The organism is Embleya sp. NPDC050493 (assembly GCF_044458105.1).
GTDB lineage: Bacteria > Actinomycetota > Actinomycetes > Streptomycetales > Streptomycetaceae > Embleya.
This window is the reverse complement of the sequence record NZ_JBITHP010000007.1, coordinates 239,602-258,441: the sequence shown is the minus strand read 5'-3', so window position 1 is coordinate 258,441 and position 18,840 is coordinate 239,602. Positions and strand designations below refer to the sequence as shown.

Sequence of the window (18,840 nt, the reverse complement as noted above, 5' to 3'; positions counted from 1 at the left end):
CGGACCGTCAACCACAGGGTGCCCTCACCCGTGCGCTCGCCGGGAACCGGCATCGGGTGCGGGGCCGTCGGCCGGGGACAGGGCCGTGAGAGGGGCGTCGGCGCTCGCTGTGTCGTTCCAGGGTTCTCCTGCGGCGTACTCGGCGTCGAAGCTCGGTTGGCCCAGGAGTTTGTGGGCGCGTGCCTGGATGCGGGTGACGTCGTGTCGTTCGCCTTCCGGCAGGGGGATTCCGACCGAGTGGCGGGCTGCTGTGGCGGCGCCCAGCAGACGCGCCGCGTGGTCGGCTCGGCCGGTCAGGAGGCTCGCGCCGGCCAAGCCCTCCAAGGCGAGGGCCACCGAGCGGGCGTCTCCGGCGGCGCGGGCGGCGGCCAGGCCCTGGGTCTGGAAATTCCACGCGCCCTGCGGGTCGCCGCGCAGTTCCGCGATGAAGCCCAGTTCTGCCAACACCAACGCGGGCATTGCCGGCTCGTATCCCATCCGGCGGTGTATTTCGAGGACGTTCCACATGTGGGCCTCGGCGGCGTCCAGGTCGCCTTCGCGGCGTGCGCCCATCCCCAGGCCGATCTCGGCGTACTGCTCACCGAAGGTGTCGGACTGCGCGATCGCCACCTGGCGGGCCCGTTCGTGGAACTCTCGGGCCCGGGCGAAGTCCCGCCTCAGCAAGGCGATGCGGCCCAGGCCGGAGAGTTGGAAGGAGACCTCGGGCCACAGTTCCAGTTCCTCGGCCATGCGCAGACCTTCGTGGTGCAGCGCCTCGGCGCGTTCATAGTCGCCTGTCACCTCGGCGAGGGTCTGCAACGGAACCATCGCCTGCAACCGGCCCCACTGGTCGCCGAGTTCGCGAAACAGCCGCAGGCTCTCCTCGCCGCGGTCCCGCACCGCGTCGAATTCGCCGTGCAGCTTCGCGTGGAACGCCTGGCCGGCCAGCGCGGCCGCCACGCCCCAGCGGTCGCCGAGTGAGCGGAACGCCGCGAGTGCGGACTCGACGAGGCGCCGGCTCGGGGCCGGGTCGCCGATGCCGTACATGTTGGACGCCACGAACCACTGCGCCCGGGCTCTTCCCAGCGGCGCGTCGACGTCGTCGTAGGGACGCAGTGCCGCCCGGTACGCGCCGACCGGGTCCGCGCTGCCGCGAAGGCGCAGTTCGACGCCGCCCAGCCACGCCGTCGCCGGGGCGACCAGGGCCGCGGGGGCATCGGCGTCGACCGCCAAGGCCATGGCGAGGGAGCGCCGGGCCTCGCCGTTGCGTCCGCGCAGGCACCAGTACCACGCCATGGCGTTCACCAGGCGAAGGGCGCACTCGGCGTCCCCGGCCCGTACGGCGCCTTCCAACGCCGAGCGCAGGTTGGCGTGTTCGAGGTCCAGCCGACGCAGCCACGCGCGCTGCGCGCCGCCACGCAGATACGATTCGCCCTGTTCGGCCAACGCCGTGTAGTAGTGGCGGAACTTCTGCTGGTAGGCCGCCGACTCGCCCGATTCCGTGAGCCGTTCGGCGGCGTACGCGGCAACCGACTCCGTCATCCGGTAGCGGGGACCCGCCGGGTCGCCCGCACCGTCGGCCACCTCCAGCAGCGAGCAGTCCACCAGGCGGGTCAGGAGGTCGAGAACGTCCGCGCGGTCCACGCCGTCGCCGGTGCACAGATCCTCGACCGCGGCGAGCGTGCAACCGTCGGCGTGTACGGACAACCGGCGCAGCGCCGCCTGCTCGCGTTCGCCGAGCAGTTCCCAGCTCCAGTCGATTACCGCCCGCAGCGTGCGCTGGCGTGCCGGGGCGCTTCGAGAGCCGATCGCCAGCACATGGAAGCGGTCGTCCAGCCGGGCGGCCAGCTCGTGCACGCCGAGCGCACGCACCCGCCTGGCGGCCATCTCCAAGGCCAGGGGAAGGCCGTCGAGGCGTCGGCAGATCGACACGACGGCGTCGAGAGTACGGTCGTCGAGGACGAAACCCGGCGCGGCGGCTCGGGCGCGTGCCACGAACAACTCGACCGCGCTGAACGGGCCGACGTCCGCGGTTTTGATTCCCGCGGTGGACGTGGGCCGCCGTAGCGGCGCGACCTCCTCCAGCCATTCCCCGGTGATACCGAGGGGGATTCGGCTGGTGCTCAGGATGCGTAGTGCGGGGGCCTGCTTCAGCAGTTGTTCGACCAGCTCCGCCACCGGCGCGGCGACGTGCTCGCAGTTGTCGAGGACGAGCAGGGCCGGGCGCTCGCCCAGAACGTGTGCGATACGCGTGGCCGGGGACAGCGGCTCGTCTCCGGGACGCGCCGTGTCGTCACGCACCCCGAGCGCCGCGCCGACCACCTCGGTCACCTCCAGCCGGCCACCGCCCTGATAGGCCGACGCCGGTTCGAGCCCCGAGAACTCGGCCAGGCGGATGCCGCCGGGGAACGCGGCGTCGAGCCCTGCCGCCGTCGCCAGCGCGAGCCGTGTCTTGCCCACACCACCGGGCCCGGTGAGCGTCACCAGTCGGTGGGCGTGCAACGACAGACGCAACGCCTCGATCGCTTCGTCGCGGCCGATCAGGTCGGTCAGTGCGGCCGGTACGCCGCTCGGCGGGCAGGGAGGTGCCGACGGGGCGGAGGTGTGCCCGGCGGTCAGTGCCGGGTCGTGGGTGAGGATCGCCTGGTGCACGGCCGCCGGTTCGGGCCCCGGGTCCACGCCCAACTCCTCGGCCAGGCGGGTGCGTAGCTCCGCGTAGCCGCGCAGCGCCTCGTCCTGGCGGCCGACGAGATACAGCGCCCGCATGTGCGCGGCGCGCAGGCGCTCCCGTAGGGGGTGGGCGGCGACCAGGTCGCCGAGTTCGTCGGCGACTCGGGCGGGTTCGCCGAGCGCCAGGCGTAGCTCCGCGTGCTCCTCGACCGCGGTCAGTCGCTGTTCTTCGAGAAGGGCCGCGGCGTCGCGCGCGCATGCCTCGTCGACGAAGTCGGCGTACGCGGGACCGCGCCACAGGGCCATCGCCTCCTCCAGCAGGGCTGCCCGGGTCCGGGGGTCTTGGGAGTCCCGTGCGCGGTCGAGCACTCGGCGGAAGCGGTCGGCGTCCACCGCGTCGGGTTCGACGCGCAGTTCGTATCCCGGCGGGCGCGAGACCACCAGGGACCGCCCGCCGGGCTCGGCGTCCTCCAGCGCGCGCCGAAGCCGCCACACCTTCGTCTGGAGCATGGCCGCGGGATTGCTCGGGAGCTTCGCGCCCCACAGGTCTTCGACCAGGCGGTCGGCGGAGACGGGCCGCCCGCGGTGGACCAGCAGGCAGGCGAGCAGGGCGCGGACCTTCCGCTCGGGGACGTCGACCTCCGAGCCGTCGGCGGCCTGTACCTCCAGCGGGCCCAGCACCCCGAAACGCATGCGGCCAGGCTAGCCGACCGCTTCGGCGCCACTTCCCGACGCCGTCGGCGGCGGGGCGCGGACCGAGAGCGAACCGAGAGATCGTCGAGAGCGCCGAAGCGCAGTGTGGCGACCACGGGATCGAGCCCGGCGCGTGCCAGGCACGCCGGGCACCACCCACCCGAGATCAAGGCACCAGCGCCGAGGAAGGATCACCGATGTCGTCGTCGATCGCTCCCGGGGCCCTCCCGGAAGGCCGGGGCCCGGCATCGGCTGGGGCCGGCGGTATCGGCCCTGCCCACGCTGCCGACCTCCCACGATCAGAGCGTGTGGTACCTGGCGCTGCCGCATCTCGCCGAGGATTTGCGGCCGACCGGCACGCAGACCCTGTGGATCACGGACGTCCACGGCTCTCCGATCGTGGGCGTTCTCCTCACGTCGTCGGCGTCGCGTGCGCGGTCGTCACCGCGACCACCTCGGCCGTTGCCCTCGTCCTGCCGCGCACCAGCCGCGGCGCCACACCGACCGACGGCACTCCGGCGACGCGCACGGCGTCGCCGGAAGCCGAGAACTCGCCCGCCAACCCCTGACGGGCCCTTCGAATTTCGAATACAGGGAGATTCACTATGACGACGCTGGTGACAGGCGCCACCGGGAACACCGGGCGGCACGTCGTGGCAGAGCTGGTCCGACGCGGCGAGCGGGTCCGCGCCCTGACGCGCAATCCGTTTGCCGCGAAGGGGAAGCTTCCACCAAGCGCGGAGCTGGTGGCCGGAACCCACACCGCTCCGGCGGAGTTGGCCGGCGCCTTCGACGGCGTCAGCCGGCTGCACATCACGGTGACGGCGGGACTCGCCGACGTCGGGCCGGAGTTGGTACGGCGGGCCGTCGACGCCGGCGTGCGACGCATCACCGTGGTGTGGGGCGGCTTCGTGGGACCGGTCGAGCAGGCGGTGGCGGACTCGGGCGTGGAGTGGACACGCCTGGAACCGCAGGAGTTCATGTCGAACACGCTGACCTGGGTCGAGTCGATCCGGGCCGAGGGGGTCGTGCGGGAGCCCTACGACTTCCCCAGCGCGCTCGTACACGAGGCCGACATCGGCGCGGTGGCCGCCGCCGTGCTGCTCGACGACGGGCACGCGGGGCGCGCGTACAACCTCACCGGGCCGGAAGTACTCACCGCGCGCGAGCGGCTCGCGGTGCTGTCCCAAGCGATCGGCCGTGACGTGAACTTGCTGCGGATCACCCACGAACAGGCCGTGGACAGGCTGATCGACAAGGGCGTGTCCCGCGCCGATGCCGAATACGTCGTCGACTGGTATGCCTCTTCGAGCGCGGACTCCAAGACCGTGGTCGACACGGTCGAACGGGTGACTCGCCGCCCTGCCCGCACCTTCGCCGACTGGGTGTCCGAACACGCCGACCGCTTTCGGTGACGCGACGGCCGCGCGGGTGTTCGGCGTTGCGTTCGTGACGCCGGGTGGGGTGCGGGGGTTGCCGAGGCGGGCCACCCTGGTCGCGCTGACGGCCTTCTGGTGGCCGGCGATGTGGCTCCTGTTGGCCAAACGGCTCTCGTGGCGGAGATCGCTTCCGAGTGCCGTCGCCACGGGCGCCCGCTGGACGGGCATGCAGGCGGTCTTCGCGGCCATTTTCTCCGGCATGATCGTCAGCTACGACCAGAAGTACGGGGCTATCGGAGTCGTCTTCGCCATCATGTCGTTCTTCATCGCGATCGGCGTGCTGCTCATCCTGGGCGCGGCGCCGGGGTTGATGGGGCAAGACCGCGGCGTGTCGTTCGGCGCCGCCGTGGCAAGGATGCGGCGGACGCCACGACCGGCCCCGCGAGGGCGATGCCCCGCGTCCGGATGGGCACCGGGCCCCTGGTTCCGCTCAGTCGTCGGCGTCGAGCACCCAACGCAGTTCGATGTCGAGCCATTGGCTTTCCGTACGCCAGGTGTCCAAAGCGGTCACCAGTCGGCGGCTCAGAGCGTCGACTGTCAGGGTGCGCCAGGAACAGCACCCGAGGAACTCGAGGAGCACATCGATTCGCTCGTCGTGCCGCGTTACAGGCACCGTCCCGGTCGCCACGTGACCGTCCACGGCCGCGAGCGCGCGCCGGCTCACCATCTCGGGGGTCAGTTTGCGCCACCCGTAGGGACCGAGAGTCTGTATGACCGCGCGCACCCGCGCATCGTCCAGGCAAGCCTGCCGCACCTTCGAAGCTCTCCCTCTTTGGACACCCCCGGGCCAGAATTTTTGCACCTTATGCCGGACTCGGCGTCGACTGCCATGACCCGAATCACAACCGTGCGGCTCGACCGTCGCCGGGGTGGCGTTGTCCGGACCGTGGTCGTGAGCGCCGCGCGTTTCGGCCTTCCGCGTGCAGTCCGACCGAGCGCAGGACATGCCGTTGCATGAGCTTGACGAGGGGGTGGCTCGCCCACAGCAGCGGGACAGCGGGTGTGGCTGCTTGGGCGACGAAGGTCCAGACGAGACGGGAGCCGCCCGGAACGGGTTCGACGACCCAGTCCTCCGCCACGCGGCGAAGGCCGGGGAGGGAGGCCGCCACGGCGCTGAAGGTGTAGCGCTTGTTCTCCTCCCACCGGAAGAACCGCTCGCGCACGGTGAGCAGCCGCAGCAGCGTGACCTCTCGAGTCGCGCCCAGCGCGGACGGTGGGTCGGGGTTCCAGGCGAGAGCGGTGAACACCGGAGTCCATTCGACCAGCGCATCTCCGGTGATGATCTCCCAGATGCGTGCAGGCGGCGCATCGACGTCGACGGAGTTCACACACCGGAAAGGCGCGGACTTCAGGAATTCATCTCCGCTTTCGGTGAGTGGATGCCAGCGTCCAAACATGAAAGGCAACCTCCGCACGCCCGACGGCTGTACACACTGCATTCCCGAGGACCCCCTGACGATTCGATCGGGGATCATTGGAATTCACTCGGAGCGAAGGCCGAAAGGAAGCGCCACCGAGGGGACGCCGGCGCACTGCGCCACATCAATCCGGTTCGAGGTCTTGCGACGGGCGTGAGCGTGAACTCGTCGTCGACAAGATGGTCGCCCTTCGAAACTTCCCAGGTCAGAGCGTCGTCCATGTTCCAGTCGTCAGCGGCGCAGCGGCGTTTTGAACGGCGGCGCAGCGGCGTGTTGAACGCAGTGAGAAATACCCGGAATAGCGTTCCGGAAAACGCGCTACACGCCCAAGTGGCATTCGCGTCCGGTGGCACCTACGATGAATATCGTCTGATGCCGACGGCAAGGATGATGCCCGGACCCGCATAATGGCGGGCTGCGCACCCGAAATACTGTGCGTCATCCGGCGACGGCACCGTGTCACTCGAGTGGAGCTCGGGGCCTCGCTTCAGTGCACGCATTTCCGCAGGCGTTTCAGGTCTTTGCGATATCCGGAGCCGGGGCCCTCGGGTGCGTGGTGGGCGTAACTGCCCTCGGGTGTGTGGTGGGCACGCACGGTACGCCTGACCGAGTGCTTCGGCCGCCCCGTGACATCCTTCCGTCCCTCCGCCTGCCAGAGCGACGTGACCGTGTGCAATCGATCAGAAGGAGGACGGGCGCGATGCCTGTTGACGAGTACAAGCCGGGCAGTACGTTTCCTGGAGTGATCGGGCGGACGACCGACGAGTCCAGCCCGGCCTGGCCGGAGCCGATGCGCGCCATACCCGGTGCGCCGAACGTGTTGTTCATCGTCCTGGACGACACCGGGTACGGGCAGTTCGGCTGCTACGGCAGCCCGATACGGACTCCGAACCTGGACAGGCTCGCCGCAGGCGGCCTGCTGTACAACAACATGCACACCACGGCCCTGTGTTCGCCGTCCCGGTCGTGCATCATGACCGGCCGCAATCACCATGCCAACGGCTTGGCGGCGGTCACGGAGATGGCCACCGGTTTTCCCGGCTACAACGGCAACGTCCCCTTCGAGAACGGCTTCCTGTCGGAGATGCTGCTGCAACACGGATACAACACATACATGCTCGGCAAGTGGCACCTGATGCCCTCGGAGCAGGAGTCGCCGGCAGGACCGTACGACCGCTGGCCGCTGGGGCGCGGCTTCGAGCGGTTCTACGGATTCCTCGGCGGCGACACCAACCAGTGGTATCCGGATCTGGTCTACGACAACCACCAGATCGACCCCCCGGCTTCACCGGAACAGGGCTACCACTTGACCGTGGACATGGCGGAGAAGGCGATGGCGTTCATCGCCGACTCCAAGCAGGTCGCCCCCGACAAGCCGTTCTTCATGAACTTCTCCACCGGCGCCACCCACGCCCCGCACCACGTGCCGAAGGAATGGGCCGACCGCTACCGAGGGCAGTTCGACGACGGCTGGGACGCGTACCGGGAGAAGACCTTCGCCAACCAACTGCGGCTCGGTGTGGCGCCACCCGACGCCGAGCTTTCCCGGCACGACCCGGACGTGCCGCTATGGGACTCCCTCCCACCCGAAAGCCGGCGCCTGGCAGCACGCATGATGGAGGTCTACGCGGGCTTTCTCTCCCACACCGACCACGAGATCGGCCGCCTGATCGACTTCCTCGCCGAGACCGGTGAACTCGACAACACACTGATCATGGTCGTCTCCGACAACGGCGCCAGTGCGGAGGGCGGCGTCGCCGGCACCGCCAACGAGGCGCAGTTCTTCAACAACGCGCCCGAGCCGATCGAGGACAGCCTCAACGCGATCGACGACCTCGGCGGCCCCACGACGTTCAACCACTACCCGTGGGGCTGGACCTGGGCGGGCAACACTCCCTTCCGGCGCTGGAAGAGAGAGACCTACCGAGGCGGCGCGAGCGACCCGTTCCTGGTCCACTGGCCGCACGGAATCAAGGCACGGGGCGAGGTGCGCACCCAGTACGCCCACCTCATCGACATGCTCCCGACCGTGCTCGACGTCCTCGGGATCGAGCCGCCCGAGACCATCAAGGGCGTCACGCAATCACCACTGCACGGCGTCAGCTTCGCGCACACCTTCGACGACGCGTCCGCGGCCGGTCGCCACCGGACCCAGTACTTCGAGATGCTGGGCCACCGCGCCATCGACCACGACGGATGGCGCGCGGTCTGCCCGTGGCCCGGTCCCTCGTTCACGGAGTCGGAACAGCCGTTCGGCACCCCGATCACCTCCGAGACGCTCTCCGCGCTGGACGCCCACAACTGGGAGCTCTACCACGTCGAAAAGGATTTCGCCGAGGCCCGCGACATCGCCGCCGACCACCGCGACAAGCTGGTCGAGATGATCGCCCTGTGGTACGTGGAGGCGGGGAAATACGGCGTGCTGCCCATCGACAGCAGCACCCTCGCGCGAATGATGGTCGAACGCCCCCAGATCACCAGAGCCCGCGACTCCTTCACCTTCCGGCCCGGCACCCAGACCCTGCCGGCATCCGTCTCCCCCCGGGTGCTCAACCGCCCGCACAGCATCACCGCCGACGTGGAGATCCCCGCCGACGGCGCCGAGGGCGTACTGATGAGCCAGGGCACCAGCGCCGGCGGCTGGGCCCTCTACCTCAAGGACGGCAGGCTGCACTACACGCACAACTACGTGCGGCGCACGTGGGACACCGTCACCTCCGAGGACCCGGTACCCGAAGGCCACCACGAGCTGCGGTTCGAATTCGAGCCGACCGGCAAGCCCGACCTGGCCGCCGGCAAGGGCGCGCCGTGCCGTGCCCAGCTCTACATCGACCGCCGACTCGTCGGCGCCAAGGACTTCCCGGTCACCACACCGATCATGTTCAACCCCGGCGGCCTCACCTGCGGAGCCAACCCCGGACCGCCGGTGACCCCCGAATACACTTCACCGTTCCGCTTCACCGGCACGCTGCACACCGTGACCATCGACGTCTCCGGCGAGCTCATCACCGACGCGGAGAGCGAGATGCGCATGCATCTGGCCCGCCAGTAGACCGGCGGAATCGGTCCTCGCGCTGCCGGTCGGTCGATCGCCGACCAATCGGCGGGGCGGGGTTGAACGCCACCTCGCTGACGGCGGTGAGGCCACTCAGGTTGAGGAAGCCCCGCGAGTCAGGTTGAGGAAGCCCCGCGAGACGGCGCCGGACTCATCGATCACCGCCCGAGACCGGTCGAGCCGCTTGGTCGCGTTGAGTCGCGCGAGCAGGAGTGCGTGCAAGCGATCCCACACACCGGCCTCGTCGCCAACACGTCATCCCCGACCCGAAACCCAACTCCTGCGGCAGGAACTCCCATTGGCTTCCCGCGTGCAGGACGAACAGGATCCCGCACAACGCCTGCCGATCCGGCACCCGAGGTCGCCCACGCGTCGACGTCGGGGGAGGTTCGGGCAGCAACGGCTCTATCAGGGACCACAGTTCATCCGAAACGATCCACGGACGAGACTCCCTTTGCGCACATCCAGTACAACGAAACAACCCGACAAGCCGATGGTCACACCCAACGCGGTTTCCGTTTGGACCTCTGAGCGTCAAACCGCAGTCGATGCCGGGAAGGGCCACGGCAACAACCCCGTCCCCTGGTGACCGCGGCGCAGCCCGTCGACGGGAACCGGCTCGCCGGCTCGCCGTGCGGGTCCGGATGCGCGGTTCGGGCGCCTCCTCCTTTTCGGGAGGAGGAGACGCCCACCCATCACCGCGATCCCCCCGGGAGGCCGTACCGACCGCCCTTCGCGGTTCACCGGTCGCTTCGTTGTGGGCCGGCACACAACGCCCAGATGATGGCGATGTCGACGGCGATCACGACGATCGACCACAGCGGATAGTGCGGCAGCCAGACGAAGTTCGCGAGCATGCTCAGCCCCGCCAGGAGCACGCCGAGGAAGCGGGCCCACAGGGCATTGGTGAACAGGGCCAGGCCCGCGAGGAAGATGACGGCGCCCAGGATCACGTGGATCCAGCCCCAGCCGGTGGTGCTCCACGAGAAGGAGTAGTTGCGTGTCTCGACGATGACGTCGTCCTTCGCGATGGCAGCGATTCCCTGGAAGACCGCCAAGACGCCGCCGACGGTCATCAGCACCGCCGCGAACGTGGTCCAGCCCGACGAGCGAGTCGCCGGGTGCGTGTGCGTGGCCATGTGAAAGCCTCCTTGCCGAGGCAACGTCGGATCGATGTCCCCTCCTCCCACACTGACCCCTCCGGTGAGTCGCTGCGACTGCAGCCTCCCGGATCGTCGCGCGACCGGGAACAAGCCCACGACCCGGGGAAGCCGATGTCCGGACAGGGCCCGGCATCGAGGTCCCCTGAGATGCACCCGCAGGCAGGCGGGCCTAGCGTCGAATGGGAGACCCGGTGAGCCCGGCGCCGGCGTGACGCCCGGCAACCACGAGATCCGCAAGGGAACCGATCATGACCACATCGCAGGAAACACCCGTCCTGGACACCCTGGCCGCCATGACCCTGGACTCCCTGGAGCGCTGCGGCCTGGCTCCCGAAACCCTGATCCTCACCCGCGTCGCCGCGCTCGTCGCCATGGACGCCCCCGCGCTGTCGTATCTGGCGCACTTCAAGGCAGGCGCGGAAGCCGAGCTGACACCGGAGCAGATCCAGGACGTCCTCGTCGCCATCGCACCCGTCGTCGGCACCGCACGAGTAATGGCCGCGGCCACCCACATAGCCGAGGCTCTCGGCATCGAGATCGCCGCCGCCATGCCGGCACCCGAGGAGTGAGGCACCACGGGCCGACACCCGACGAATCCCTCCCGGCCGGTCGACGAAGATACGGCGGCACGGAAGGCTCCGGCCATCCGCACTTCACACGGTTCGCGCACGAAGCGGCAGCGTGCCGGGTGTGCGAAACGGGCCGCGAAGCCTGCCGAGGCACGAGCGGACCCGGACGACCGCGGAACCATCCCACCGCATCCGGGTGCCCGGTCGTGTGCTCACTCCGCCGGTCGGTGATTGGCGACATACCGAATATCTGCCGGGACAGGCGACACCCATGAACACGGGGAAGCTCGACCGGTTCGTCTCCCCCGTGTCAATGCGGGTTCTATTGGGTGTTCAACCCGATGGAGAGAGCGTGCGTCAAAAGTGCGCCGACAAGCGCGGTGGCGTGCCGCCGCGCGGTGGTGGCCTCGGCCTCTCGCACGGCGGCACGTCGCACCGCCTCGCCGCCCGCCGCGACAACGCCCGCCGGCGTGCGGGACACGTCGGCGGGCGGTTGTTCGCGTGTCAGGGCTCGGGCGTTCAGGTGGTCGAGGTAGCCGTCGTGGCCGCCGTGGCCGCCGGCATCGTGTTCGTCGAACCGGTGGTCGCCGTGCGCCAGGTAGCGGAACGCAACGCGCCGATTCGCCGGGAGCGTCACCGCGACGGCGCGGCTTCCGTCGATGCGCAGTACGAAGGGGTGTATTCCTGGCTGCCGGTCGTTGAAGTCACCGACGACGCCGGTCTCACCCGCCGGATGGCCGGGCGGCAGGACGAAGGTGACCTCGGTGGTGTCCTTGCGGCGGGTACGCTCCGACACGGCTGTTCCTGTCAGCTTCGACAGGTCGACCTTGAGCCGGATCATGCCGACGGCGGGCAGGAACGCGACGGGCAGATTCTGCGCCGAGGCCATGGTCCGGGCCAGGAGCATATACGGATTGTCCGGGTCCGGCTTGGCCTCGACGGACCGCACGCCGGGAGGCAGATCGAGCAGGAAGGGGGTGAAGTGCGGATTGCTCACGTACAGATCGAGGGTCCGTCGCGACCCGTCGGTGACATCGAATTTGGCGCACGTGATCGCGCCCGGCACGAACTTCTCGACGTCGAGGGTGAGGGTGAGCGCGGGGTACGCGCACTCGACGGTGGGCGGGTTCGCCACGCGTTTGCCGATGCCCGGAACCCCGTCGGTGCTCAGCAGGTTCCTCGCCTTGGTCACGGTCGTCGAGATCGCGCTTTCGACGTCCCACCATCCGATTCCCCAGAGCGAGAAGCGGTCCGTGCTCACCGAGACCCGATGCCGGGGCCGTGTCCACATGTTCGGGCGTCAGGGCCTGCCATGCGTTGCCTTCGTACCGCAACACCCTCAGGTTCTCGACTTGTTGCGGCGTCGCCTGGGCCGGATGGTCCAGGGTCACCACGGCCCGCCCCTTGGCGAGTTCACCGCCCCGTACCTCGATCTTCGTCGGCTTGCCGAAGAGCTTGTACGCGCCGCTCGGCGGCGGTGCGTCGTCGACGGTACTCAGGCGCAGGGCCGGCGACGCACCCTCGAACGCCTTGGCGGGTGCCGAAACGGACACGCCCCCTTGGGGGTTGGCCCCCTCGACGGAGCCCGTGCCGTCGCCATCGCCTCCGCCGCCCGACGTGCATCCGGCGATCACGGCCGCAACCACCGCGAGCACCACCGCCGTCCGGCCGCGCGCCGCCGCTCAGGACCACGCCGTCATGTCCCCCACCATCCCCACGTCACGCTCGCCACGGCCCCACCGGACGAATTCACCGCGCCCCCCACGAGCGCGCAGCCGTCGATCATGCGCGGAATGGCCCTGATCCGAGGGCACGTTCGACGAAACGGACAACGCGTATCACACAACGAATCGGCATCGAACCATCCGTATGACCCGATTCATGTCACCCGGTCCGCATCACCCGGTCGGTATCGCCGGCCCGTCGACAGCCGCCGCGATGCACCTCGACCTGAGCCTGTTCCGCTTCGACGGATACCTTCGTTGTGCCGGTCGTCTGCGAACGCAGCTTCGTATGCGACAGCTTGCCGAGGAGCGCTCACACAGCTCGTGCCGGCCCACCGTCAACCCGCCCCGGCCCGGAAAAGTCCACGAGCAGACCGCGCTCGTGGCGGTCACGCACAAGCTCACCCTCACCATCTGGCACGTCCTGCACGCCGGCGCGCTCCAGGGCGGGGCCGGCCCCCACCCGAAGTGGTACGCGCACGGGATGTCCAGCGGCGGCGGCACTCGGCCCACGAGGTCCCGCAGATACGGCACGAGCATCCCACGCGCCGCCGCGACGACCTCCTCCGGCATCGTCGGACCCGAACGATCCAGTTCCGTGCTGTGCACCATACGAGCCTTCCGCCCATCGCTCGGCATGCCTGATCGGTCGAGCACGGAGGACCGTGCCGCCTCTTCATCCCTGCTCCACCCCCTCCGTGGACCTCAAACCACCGAACCGAGTCGCCGTCTCGGCCACGGGTCCCGCGTCGCATCGGCCCGGCAGCGTTGCGCGGCGAACGAAGAAGGGGCCGGCTTCTCGGTTCGCGGGGGGCGATGGTGACCGCACGTCCTACGGCTCGACGTCCGCTGGGACCGGGTCCGCTCGGATAGCCGGCACTTGGCCGTATTCGGTGGCGTCCGTATTCCCCGTCGCCAGGGCACACGGCCCCTCATGAAGAGGATGTACGGCGAGTGTGGCTCATGTGCCGGGCGGTGGTTCTTCTCGCTTGGGGAAGAGCACGGTCAGGGAGCCTGTGAATGCGGGGGTCGAAGGGCTGGGTGGAGCCTGCCTGTTGTGGGAGGCGTGATCTCGCGATGTTTCGATGGCTTGGACTTGTTCCCAGACGGAGCGCAGGAGGATTTCGACCGCCAGCCGAGTGTCGGGGTCGTCGGTGGCTCGGAACAGGTCGCGGGCGCGTTCGAGGGCGACGATCGCCTCCTCGAACCGCCGCACCTGCCACAGCGCGATCCCGAGGTTGCCCCAGGCGGCGGCTTCGTTATGGGGGTCGTCGGTGGCCCGGAACAGGTCGCGGGCGCGTTCGTGGGCGACGATCGCCTCCTCGAACCGCCGCACCTCCCGCAACGCGATCCCCAGATTGTTCCACGCGTTGGCCTCGCCGTTCGGGTCGTCGGTGGCCTGGGAGAGGTCGCGGGCGCGTTCGTGGGCGGCGATCGCCTCCTCGAACCGCCGCACATCCCACAGCGCGAGACCCAGATGGGTCCACACGTGTGCTTGGCCGTTCGGGTCGTCGGTGGCCCGGAACAGGTCGCGGGCGCGTTCGTGGGCGACGATCGCCTCCTCGAACCGCCGCACCTCCCGCAACGCGCTCCCGAGGTTGCCCCAGGCGGTGGCTTCGCCGTTCGGGTCGTCGGTGGCCCGGAACAGGTCACCGGCGCGTTCGTGGGCGACGATCGCCTCCTCGAACCGCCGCACCTCCCGCAACACGCTCCCTTGGTGGTTCCACGCGCGGGCTTCGCCGTTCGGATCGTCGGTGGCCCGGAACAACTCGCGGGCGCGTTCGTGGGCGTTGACCGCCTCTTCGAACCGCCGCACCTCCCGCCACGCGATCCCCAGATTGTTCCACGCGTTGGCTTCGCTGTTCGGGTCGTCGGTGGCCCGGAACAGGTCGCGGGCGCGTTCGTGGGCAACGATCGCCTCCTCGAACCGCCGCACCTTCTGCAACACGCTCCCGAGGTTGTGCCAGGCGCGGGCCTCGTCGTTCGGGTTGTCGGTGGCCCGGAACAACTCGCCGGCGCGTTCGAGGGCCACGATCGCCTCCTCGAACCGCCGCACCTCCCCCAGCACGTTCCCGAGGTTGTTCCACGCGCGGGCCTCGCCGTTCGGGTCGTCGGTGGCCCGGAACAACTCGCGGGCGCGTTCGTGGGCAACGATCGCCTCCTCGAACCGCCGCACCTTCCACAGCGCGCTCCCGCGTCGGTTCAGTACCTGCGCCGCCCGGTGGGGACTACTCAGGGCTTCCGCGGCCCGAAGCGCCAGGTGGAGATTGCGCAGGTCGGAACCGAAGTCGCGGATGCGGATGAGGTAGGGATCAACTCCGAGCGCCAATCCGAGGACGGTGTCGTGTTCACCCCGGCCGGCCGCGTGTTCCAGGGCTGCCCGGAGACCGTCGTATTCGGCGGCGAACCACCCCCGGGCCGTGCTCGCCGCTGCGGCCTCGGATACTCCCTGCGCCGGAGACGCACCTGCTGCGACGCCGAACTCGTCGACCCCGGCGTTGTAGTACGCGATGAGTCCGTGCACCGCGCGTTCCCGGTTCGGGTCGGGGATCGAGTGGGCGTGCAGACGGACCAGGTCGTGCATGCGCCGCCGGCCGGTGCCTGCGGGCTCGACGAGGTGGGCGCGGTCGAGTTCCGCCAACGCGCGCATCACGATGGTGCGATCGAGCCCGCTCAGGGCGGCTGCGGCGTCGACGGTGAATGTCGGACCGGGGTTCTCGGCCGCCAGACACAACACCGTCGCCGCGTTTGCGTCGGCGGCGAGAAGATGCTCGTAGGCGAGATCGAGGACGGTGCGCACGGCACGCTCGCCGTCGTCCAGACCCTCCAGACGCCGGGCACCGTCGGCCAGGTCCACGGCCAACACGCCCGCGGCGAGATCGGGCGAGGCGGCGAGTCGGCCCGCGACGACCCGCAACGCGAGCGGCAACCCCGCACACACGCCCACCAACGCCCGGGCCGCGCGGGTGTTCCGGCGCAGGCGGCTGTCGCCCGGGCGCCGGGCGTGCAGGGCCGCGGCCAGGAGGTCGAGCGCGGCGCGGTCGGGCAGGGTGCGCAGTTCGATGGTGGGGGCGTCGAGGCCGGTGAGGGTATGGCGCGAGGTGACCAATACCGGATGCGTCGTGGTGCCGGGCAGGACGGGCAGGACCTGGTCGCCGGAGGAGGCGTCGTCCAGAACGATCAGGACTCGGTGCCCGGCCTCGGCGAACCCGGCCAACACGGTGCGCACCACCGCCAGGCGGGCTTGCGCGCCGGCGGGAATCACCTCTGCGGGGACACCGAGGATCCCGAGCATCTCCACGGCGACGGCGTCCGCGTCGAGACGAGCGTCACCGTAGCCGCGCAACCCGAGGAACATCGCGCCGCCGGAGAACCATCCTGCGGCGACCACGTCGTGGGCCGCGCGCAGCGCCAGCGCCGTCTTGCCCACCCCGGCCATTCCCGCCACCACCGACACCGCACGCCCACCCTCGCCTCCGGCGGCTACGAACGGAGCCACAAGCGCGGCGACATCGGCGAGTTCCCTCTCACGCCCGGTGAACACGCCCGGTGCGGGCGGCAACCCACGCAATGCGTCCGGAACGTCCCTCGGCAGGCGCAGCGTGACGTGTTGCCCCTGCACCAGCATCGACACCGTCCCACCGGAGAACACGTTTGTCGTGTCCCCCGCCGTGTGGACCACGCGCCTCGCGGACCGGGACCACCACCGCCACCACGCCACGCCCCACCCCCTGAAGTCGCCGTATGCCAAGTCTTCGATCACGGACCGGGCGGGACGTGGCCTCCCGGAGGAATCGCAGGCGTCGGACCCGATGTGGGTGTCGCGGTGCCGCGGTCGACGGTGAGGTCGCGCGCGATGTACGCGTCACGCGCCGTGCCACCGGTGAACTCGTTGTGCGACGAACCCGCCGCCGTGGCCCCCGGCGCGATCGGCTCTGGCGATGGTGGCGGCCGTCGGGCCAGGACAATCCCGTAGACCGACAGCCCCAGACCCACCAGGCCCACGAACACCCCGATTACACTGGCGAGTTCGTCCGCGTCGTCCAACCCGGCCACCGCAAGGAACACACCCGGCCCCACCGCACCCAGGCCCGCCACCACCAACGCGGCCACACCCACGTCACGACCCGTCATGCCCTCCAGCATGCCCCTCCCGATACGGTCGATGTGAGCAAACCGGACGTTCGCCGGAGGACTCCAACCCCGCTTCCCTCACCCGCAGGCTCCACGACAACGAAACCGCCGAAACCAGGATCCGCTGCGCCGGCTCCCCCCACTCGGACGGGTGGACGCGCGGCCCTGTCGGCCGGGTTCGTTGCCCGCCGGTGTGTGCGCGGATACGTCTGTTGCGGACGGCCCCCGCCGGCCCCGGACGACCATCCCGAGACCATGAGCAAGGACGGGTTCGTCCGCCTCGCCAAGGCCACCAGCAAGGCCCCCGACTCCGTCGAGTCGGACGCCTTCGTCGAGCGCATGGAGGGTGCGGCTACTCGCGCCGGTGCCGATCATGCGTCGGCGCCGGTGCTTGGGTTCGGGTGAGGCTGGTGGCCGTTGCGGGTCGTGATCGTCGGTCGGGCCGGAGCGGGTCGCCGCGGAGTTCGGTATCCGCGGACTGCTCGACGGTTGCCGACGCGGGCAACGTCCGCACCCGGATCCGGGTGTTCACCACGAATCGGGCGGACGGGTCGAATGCGCCGTCGACGTGTTGGTGCCTGCCGGGCGCCATCCCTCTCGTCTCCCGTTCGTCGGGGCCGGCCGGCTGCCAGACTGGGGCGGTGACTACGGCGAAATCGGCGGCATCGCAGGGGCTTCCGGCGTCGAGGCTGGGCAGGAAGTTCACGCTGCTGTGGTCGGCCTCGTCGGTCTCCGCCGTGGGTGACGGCATGCGGGACGCGGCCCTGCCCTTGTTGGCCGCCACGGTGTCGTCGTCCCCGAACGCCGTGGCGTTGGTGACGGTGGCCGGAACGCTGCCCTGGCTGGTGATGTCCTTGGTGGGGGGTGTCCTGGCCGACCGGTTCGACCGGCGGCGCCTGATGTGGCAGGTCGACCTGGTGCGCGCCGTGGTGGTCCTGGGCTTCGCCGCGTGGGTGCTGGTCGCGAGCCCGCCGTTGGTGGTGCCGGCCCTGCTGGCCTTCGTGCTCGGATGCGGCGAGACGGTGTTCGTCAACGCGTCCACCTCCGCCCTGCCGGATGTGGTGCGGCCCGAGCAACTCGAGGCCGCCAACGGTCGTCTGGAGGGCGGTCTCATCGTCGGCGGACACTTCGTCGGCCCGCTGCTGGGCTCCGCCCTGTTCGTCGTCGGCGCGGGGTACCCGTTCGCCGTGGACGGCGTCTCCTTCGTCCTGGCCGCCGCCCTGGTGGCCGCGTTGGGTCGGTCGAGCGCGAGCACGCCGTCACCTCGTCGCCCGGTGGCGGCGGACATCCGCGAGGGCGTTCGCTGGACCTGGACGCACCGCGGGATCCGGCTGCTGGCCATCGTGGCCGCGGTGGCGTCGATGGCCTTCTATCTGGCGGTCACCATGCTGGTGCTGCTGTTGACGAAGACCCTGGGGGCGTCGCCCGTGGCGTACGGCATGGTGTTGGCCTCGGGTGCCGTCGGCGGAGCGTTGGCCGGCGTCACCTCGGGCCGGCTGCGCAACCGCCTCGGCCTGACGGCCAGAATCGGTCTGTCCTTCTTCCTGATGGGAGCCTCACTGCTGGGTCTGGGGGTCGGCTCCTCCGTGGCCTTGGCGGCCGTCCTGTACGCCGTGGCCAGTTTCGGTGTGGTGACCTGGAACGTGCAGGTGGTCTCCCTCAGGCAACGGGTCGTACCGCGTCGGCTTCTCGGTCGGGTCAACAGCTGCTACCTGTTGCTGAGCCGTCTGGGGATCTTGGTCGGCGCCGGGCTCAGCGGCTGGCTCGGTTCCGCGTTCTCCGTGCGCACCCCCGCCGTTCTCGGCGGTGTCGTCCTGCTCGCGTCCCTCGTCGTGGTCCCCAGGTTGGCGAGTCTCGAGGCGGTTCGAAGCCGACCCGCCGGACTCGACGGCGCAGCCGAACCGGATCCCGATCCCGATCCCGATCCGGATCCGGTCGACGATCCGACGCTCCCCCGGTGACCGGGCACCGCTTTCCGCAAGGCCGGGCGCGACTC

The 18,840-nt window shown here is 70.0% G+C and carries 12 protein-coding genes and 1 pseudogene; 5 read left to right on the top strand and 8 right to left on the bottom strand.

The window, feature by feature from the left end:
- Positions 1–24: 24 nt before the first annotated feature.
- On the bottom strand, positions 25–3,342 hold the full coding sequence (locus ACIBM5_RS17020) for a BTAD domain-containing putative transcriptional regulator (RefSeq protein ID WP_396007578.1): 3,318 nt from the start codon (positions 3,340–3,342) through the stop codon (positions 25–27).
- Positions 3,343–3,947: 605 nt separating this feature from the next.
- Here ACIBM5_RS17020 and ACIBM5_RS17015 point away from each other — a divergent pair.
- A complete protein-coding gene (locus ACIBM5_RS17015; protein ID WP_396007577.1) occupies positions 3,948–4,757 on the top strand; it encodes an NmrA family NAD(P)-binding protein in 810 nt (269 codons plus the stop codon).
- A gap of 454 nt (positions 4,758–5,211) precedes the next feature.
- On the opposite strand, the gene ACIBM5_RS17010 is transcribed toward ACIBM5_RS17015, so the two are convergent.
- On the bottom strand, positions 5,212–5,505 hold the full coding sequence (locus ACIBM5_RS17010) for a hypothetical protein (protein WP_396007576.1): 294 nt from the start codon (positions 5,503–5,505) through the stop codon (positions 5,212–5,214).
- Between the two features lie 115 nt (positions 5,506–5,620).
- Complete coding sequence (locus ACIBM5_RS17005; protein ID WP_396007575.1) at positions 5,621–6,109, bottom strand: SRPBCC family protein; 489 nt, start codon at positions 6,107–6,109, stop codon at positions 5,621–5,623.
- A 790-nt stretch (positions 6,110–6,899) separates the two neighbouring features.
- On the opposite strand from ACIBM5_RS17005, the gene ACIBM5_RS17000 reads away from it, so the two are divergent.
- The gene (locus ACIBM5_RS17000) at positions 6,900–9,251 is read left to right on the top strand and encodes an arylsulfatase (RefSeq protein WP_396007574.1); all 2,352 of its coding nucleotides are present in this window, start codon (positions 6,900–6,902) and stop codon (positions 9,249–9,251) included.
- A 132-nt stretch (positions 9,252–9,383) separates the two neighbouring features.
- On the opposite strand, the pseudogene ACIBM5_RS16995 reads toward ACIBM5_RS17000, so the two are convergent.
- Positions 9,384–9,690, bottom strand: a pseudogene (locus ACIBM5_RS16995) (transposase); the annotation flags it as partial.
- 304 nt (positions 9,691–9,994) lie between these two features.
- Complete coding sequence (locus ACIBM5_RS16990) at positions 9,995–10,393, bottom strand: hypothetical protein (protein ID WP_396007573.1); 399 nt, start codon at positions 10,391–10,393, stop codon at positions 9,995–9,997.
- Positions 10,394–10,665: 272 nt separating this feature from the next.
- Here ACIBM5_RS16990 and ACIBM5_RS16985 point away from each other — a divergent pair, with 272 nt between their 5' ends.
- Positions 10,666–10,986, top strand: coding sequence for a carboxymuconolactone decarboxylase family protein (locus ACIBM5_RS16985; RefSeq protein WP_396007572.1), 321 nt, complete (start codon positions 10,666–10,668; stop codon positions 10,984–10,986).
- A 322-nt stretch (positions 10,987–11,308) separates the two neighbouring features.
- On the opposite strand, the gene ACIBM5_RS16980 is transcribed toward ACIBM5_RS16985, so the two are convergent.
- The 3 genes from ACIBM5_RS16980 to ACIBM5_RS16970 all read right to left on the bottom strand — a co-directional run bounded on the left by ACIBM5_RS16980 (position 11,309) and on the right by ACIBM5_RS16970 (position 16,844).
- Entirely contained in the window at positions 11,309–12,247 is a 939-nt protein-coding gene (locus ACIBM5_RS16980; RefSeq protein WP_396007571.1) for a hypothetical protein, read from the bottom strand.
- Positions 12,248–13,671: 1,424 nt separating this feature from the next.
- The gene (locus tag ACIBM5_RS16975; protein ID WP_396007678.1) at positions 13,672–16,338 is read right to left on the bottom strand and encodes a tetratricopeptide repeat protein; all 2,667 of its coding nucleotides are present in this window, start codon (positions 16,336–16,338) and stop codon (positions 13,672–13,674) included.
- Between the two features lie 131 nt (positions 16,339–16,469).
- Positions 16,470–16,844, bottom strand: coding sequence for a hypothetical protein (locus ACIBM5_RS16970; RefSeq protein ID WP_396007570.1), 375 nt, complete (start codon positions 16,842–16,844; stop codon positions 16,470–16,472).
- Positions 16,845–17,099: 255 nt separating this feature from the next.
- On the opposite strand from ACIBM5_RS16970, the gene ACIBM5_RS16965 reads away from it, so the two are divergent.
- Entirely contained in the window at positions 17,100–17,249 is a 150-nt protein-coding gene (locus ACIBM5_RS16965; RefSeq protein ID WP_396007569.1) for a hypothetical protein, read from the top strand.
- A gap of 236 nt (positions 17,250–17,485) precedes the next feature.
- The gene (locus ACIBM5_RS16960; RefSeq protein ID WP_396007568.1) at positions 17,486–18,805 is read left to right on the top strand and encodes an MFS transporter; all 1,320 of its coding nucleotides are present in this window, start codon (positions 17,486–17,488) and stop codon (positions 18,803–18,805) included.
- Positions 18,806–18,840 lie beyond the last annotated feature (35 nt).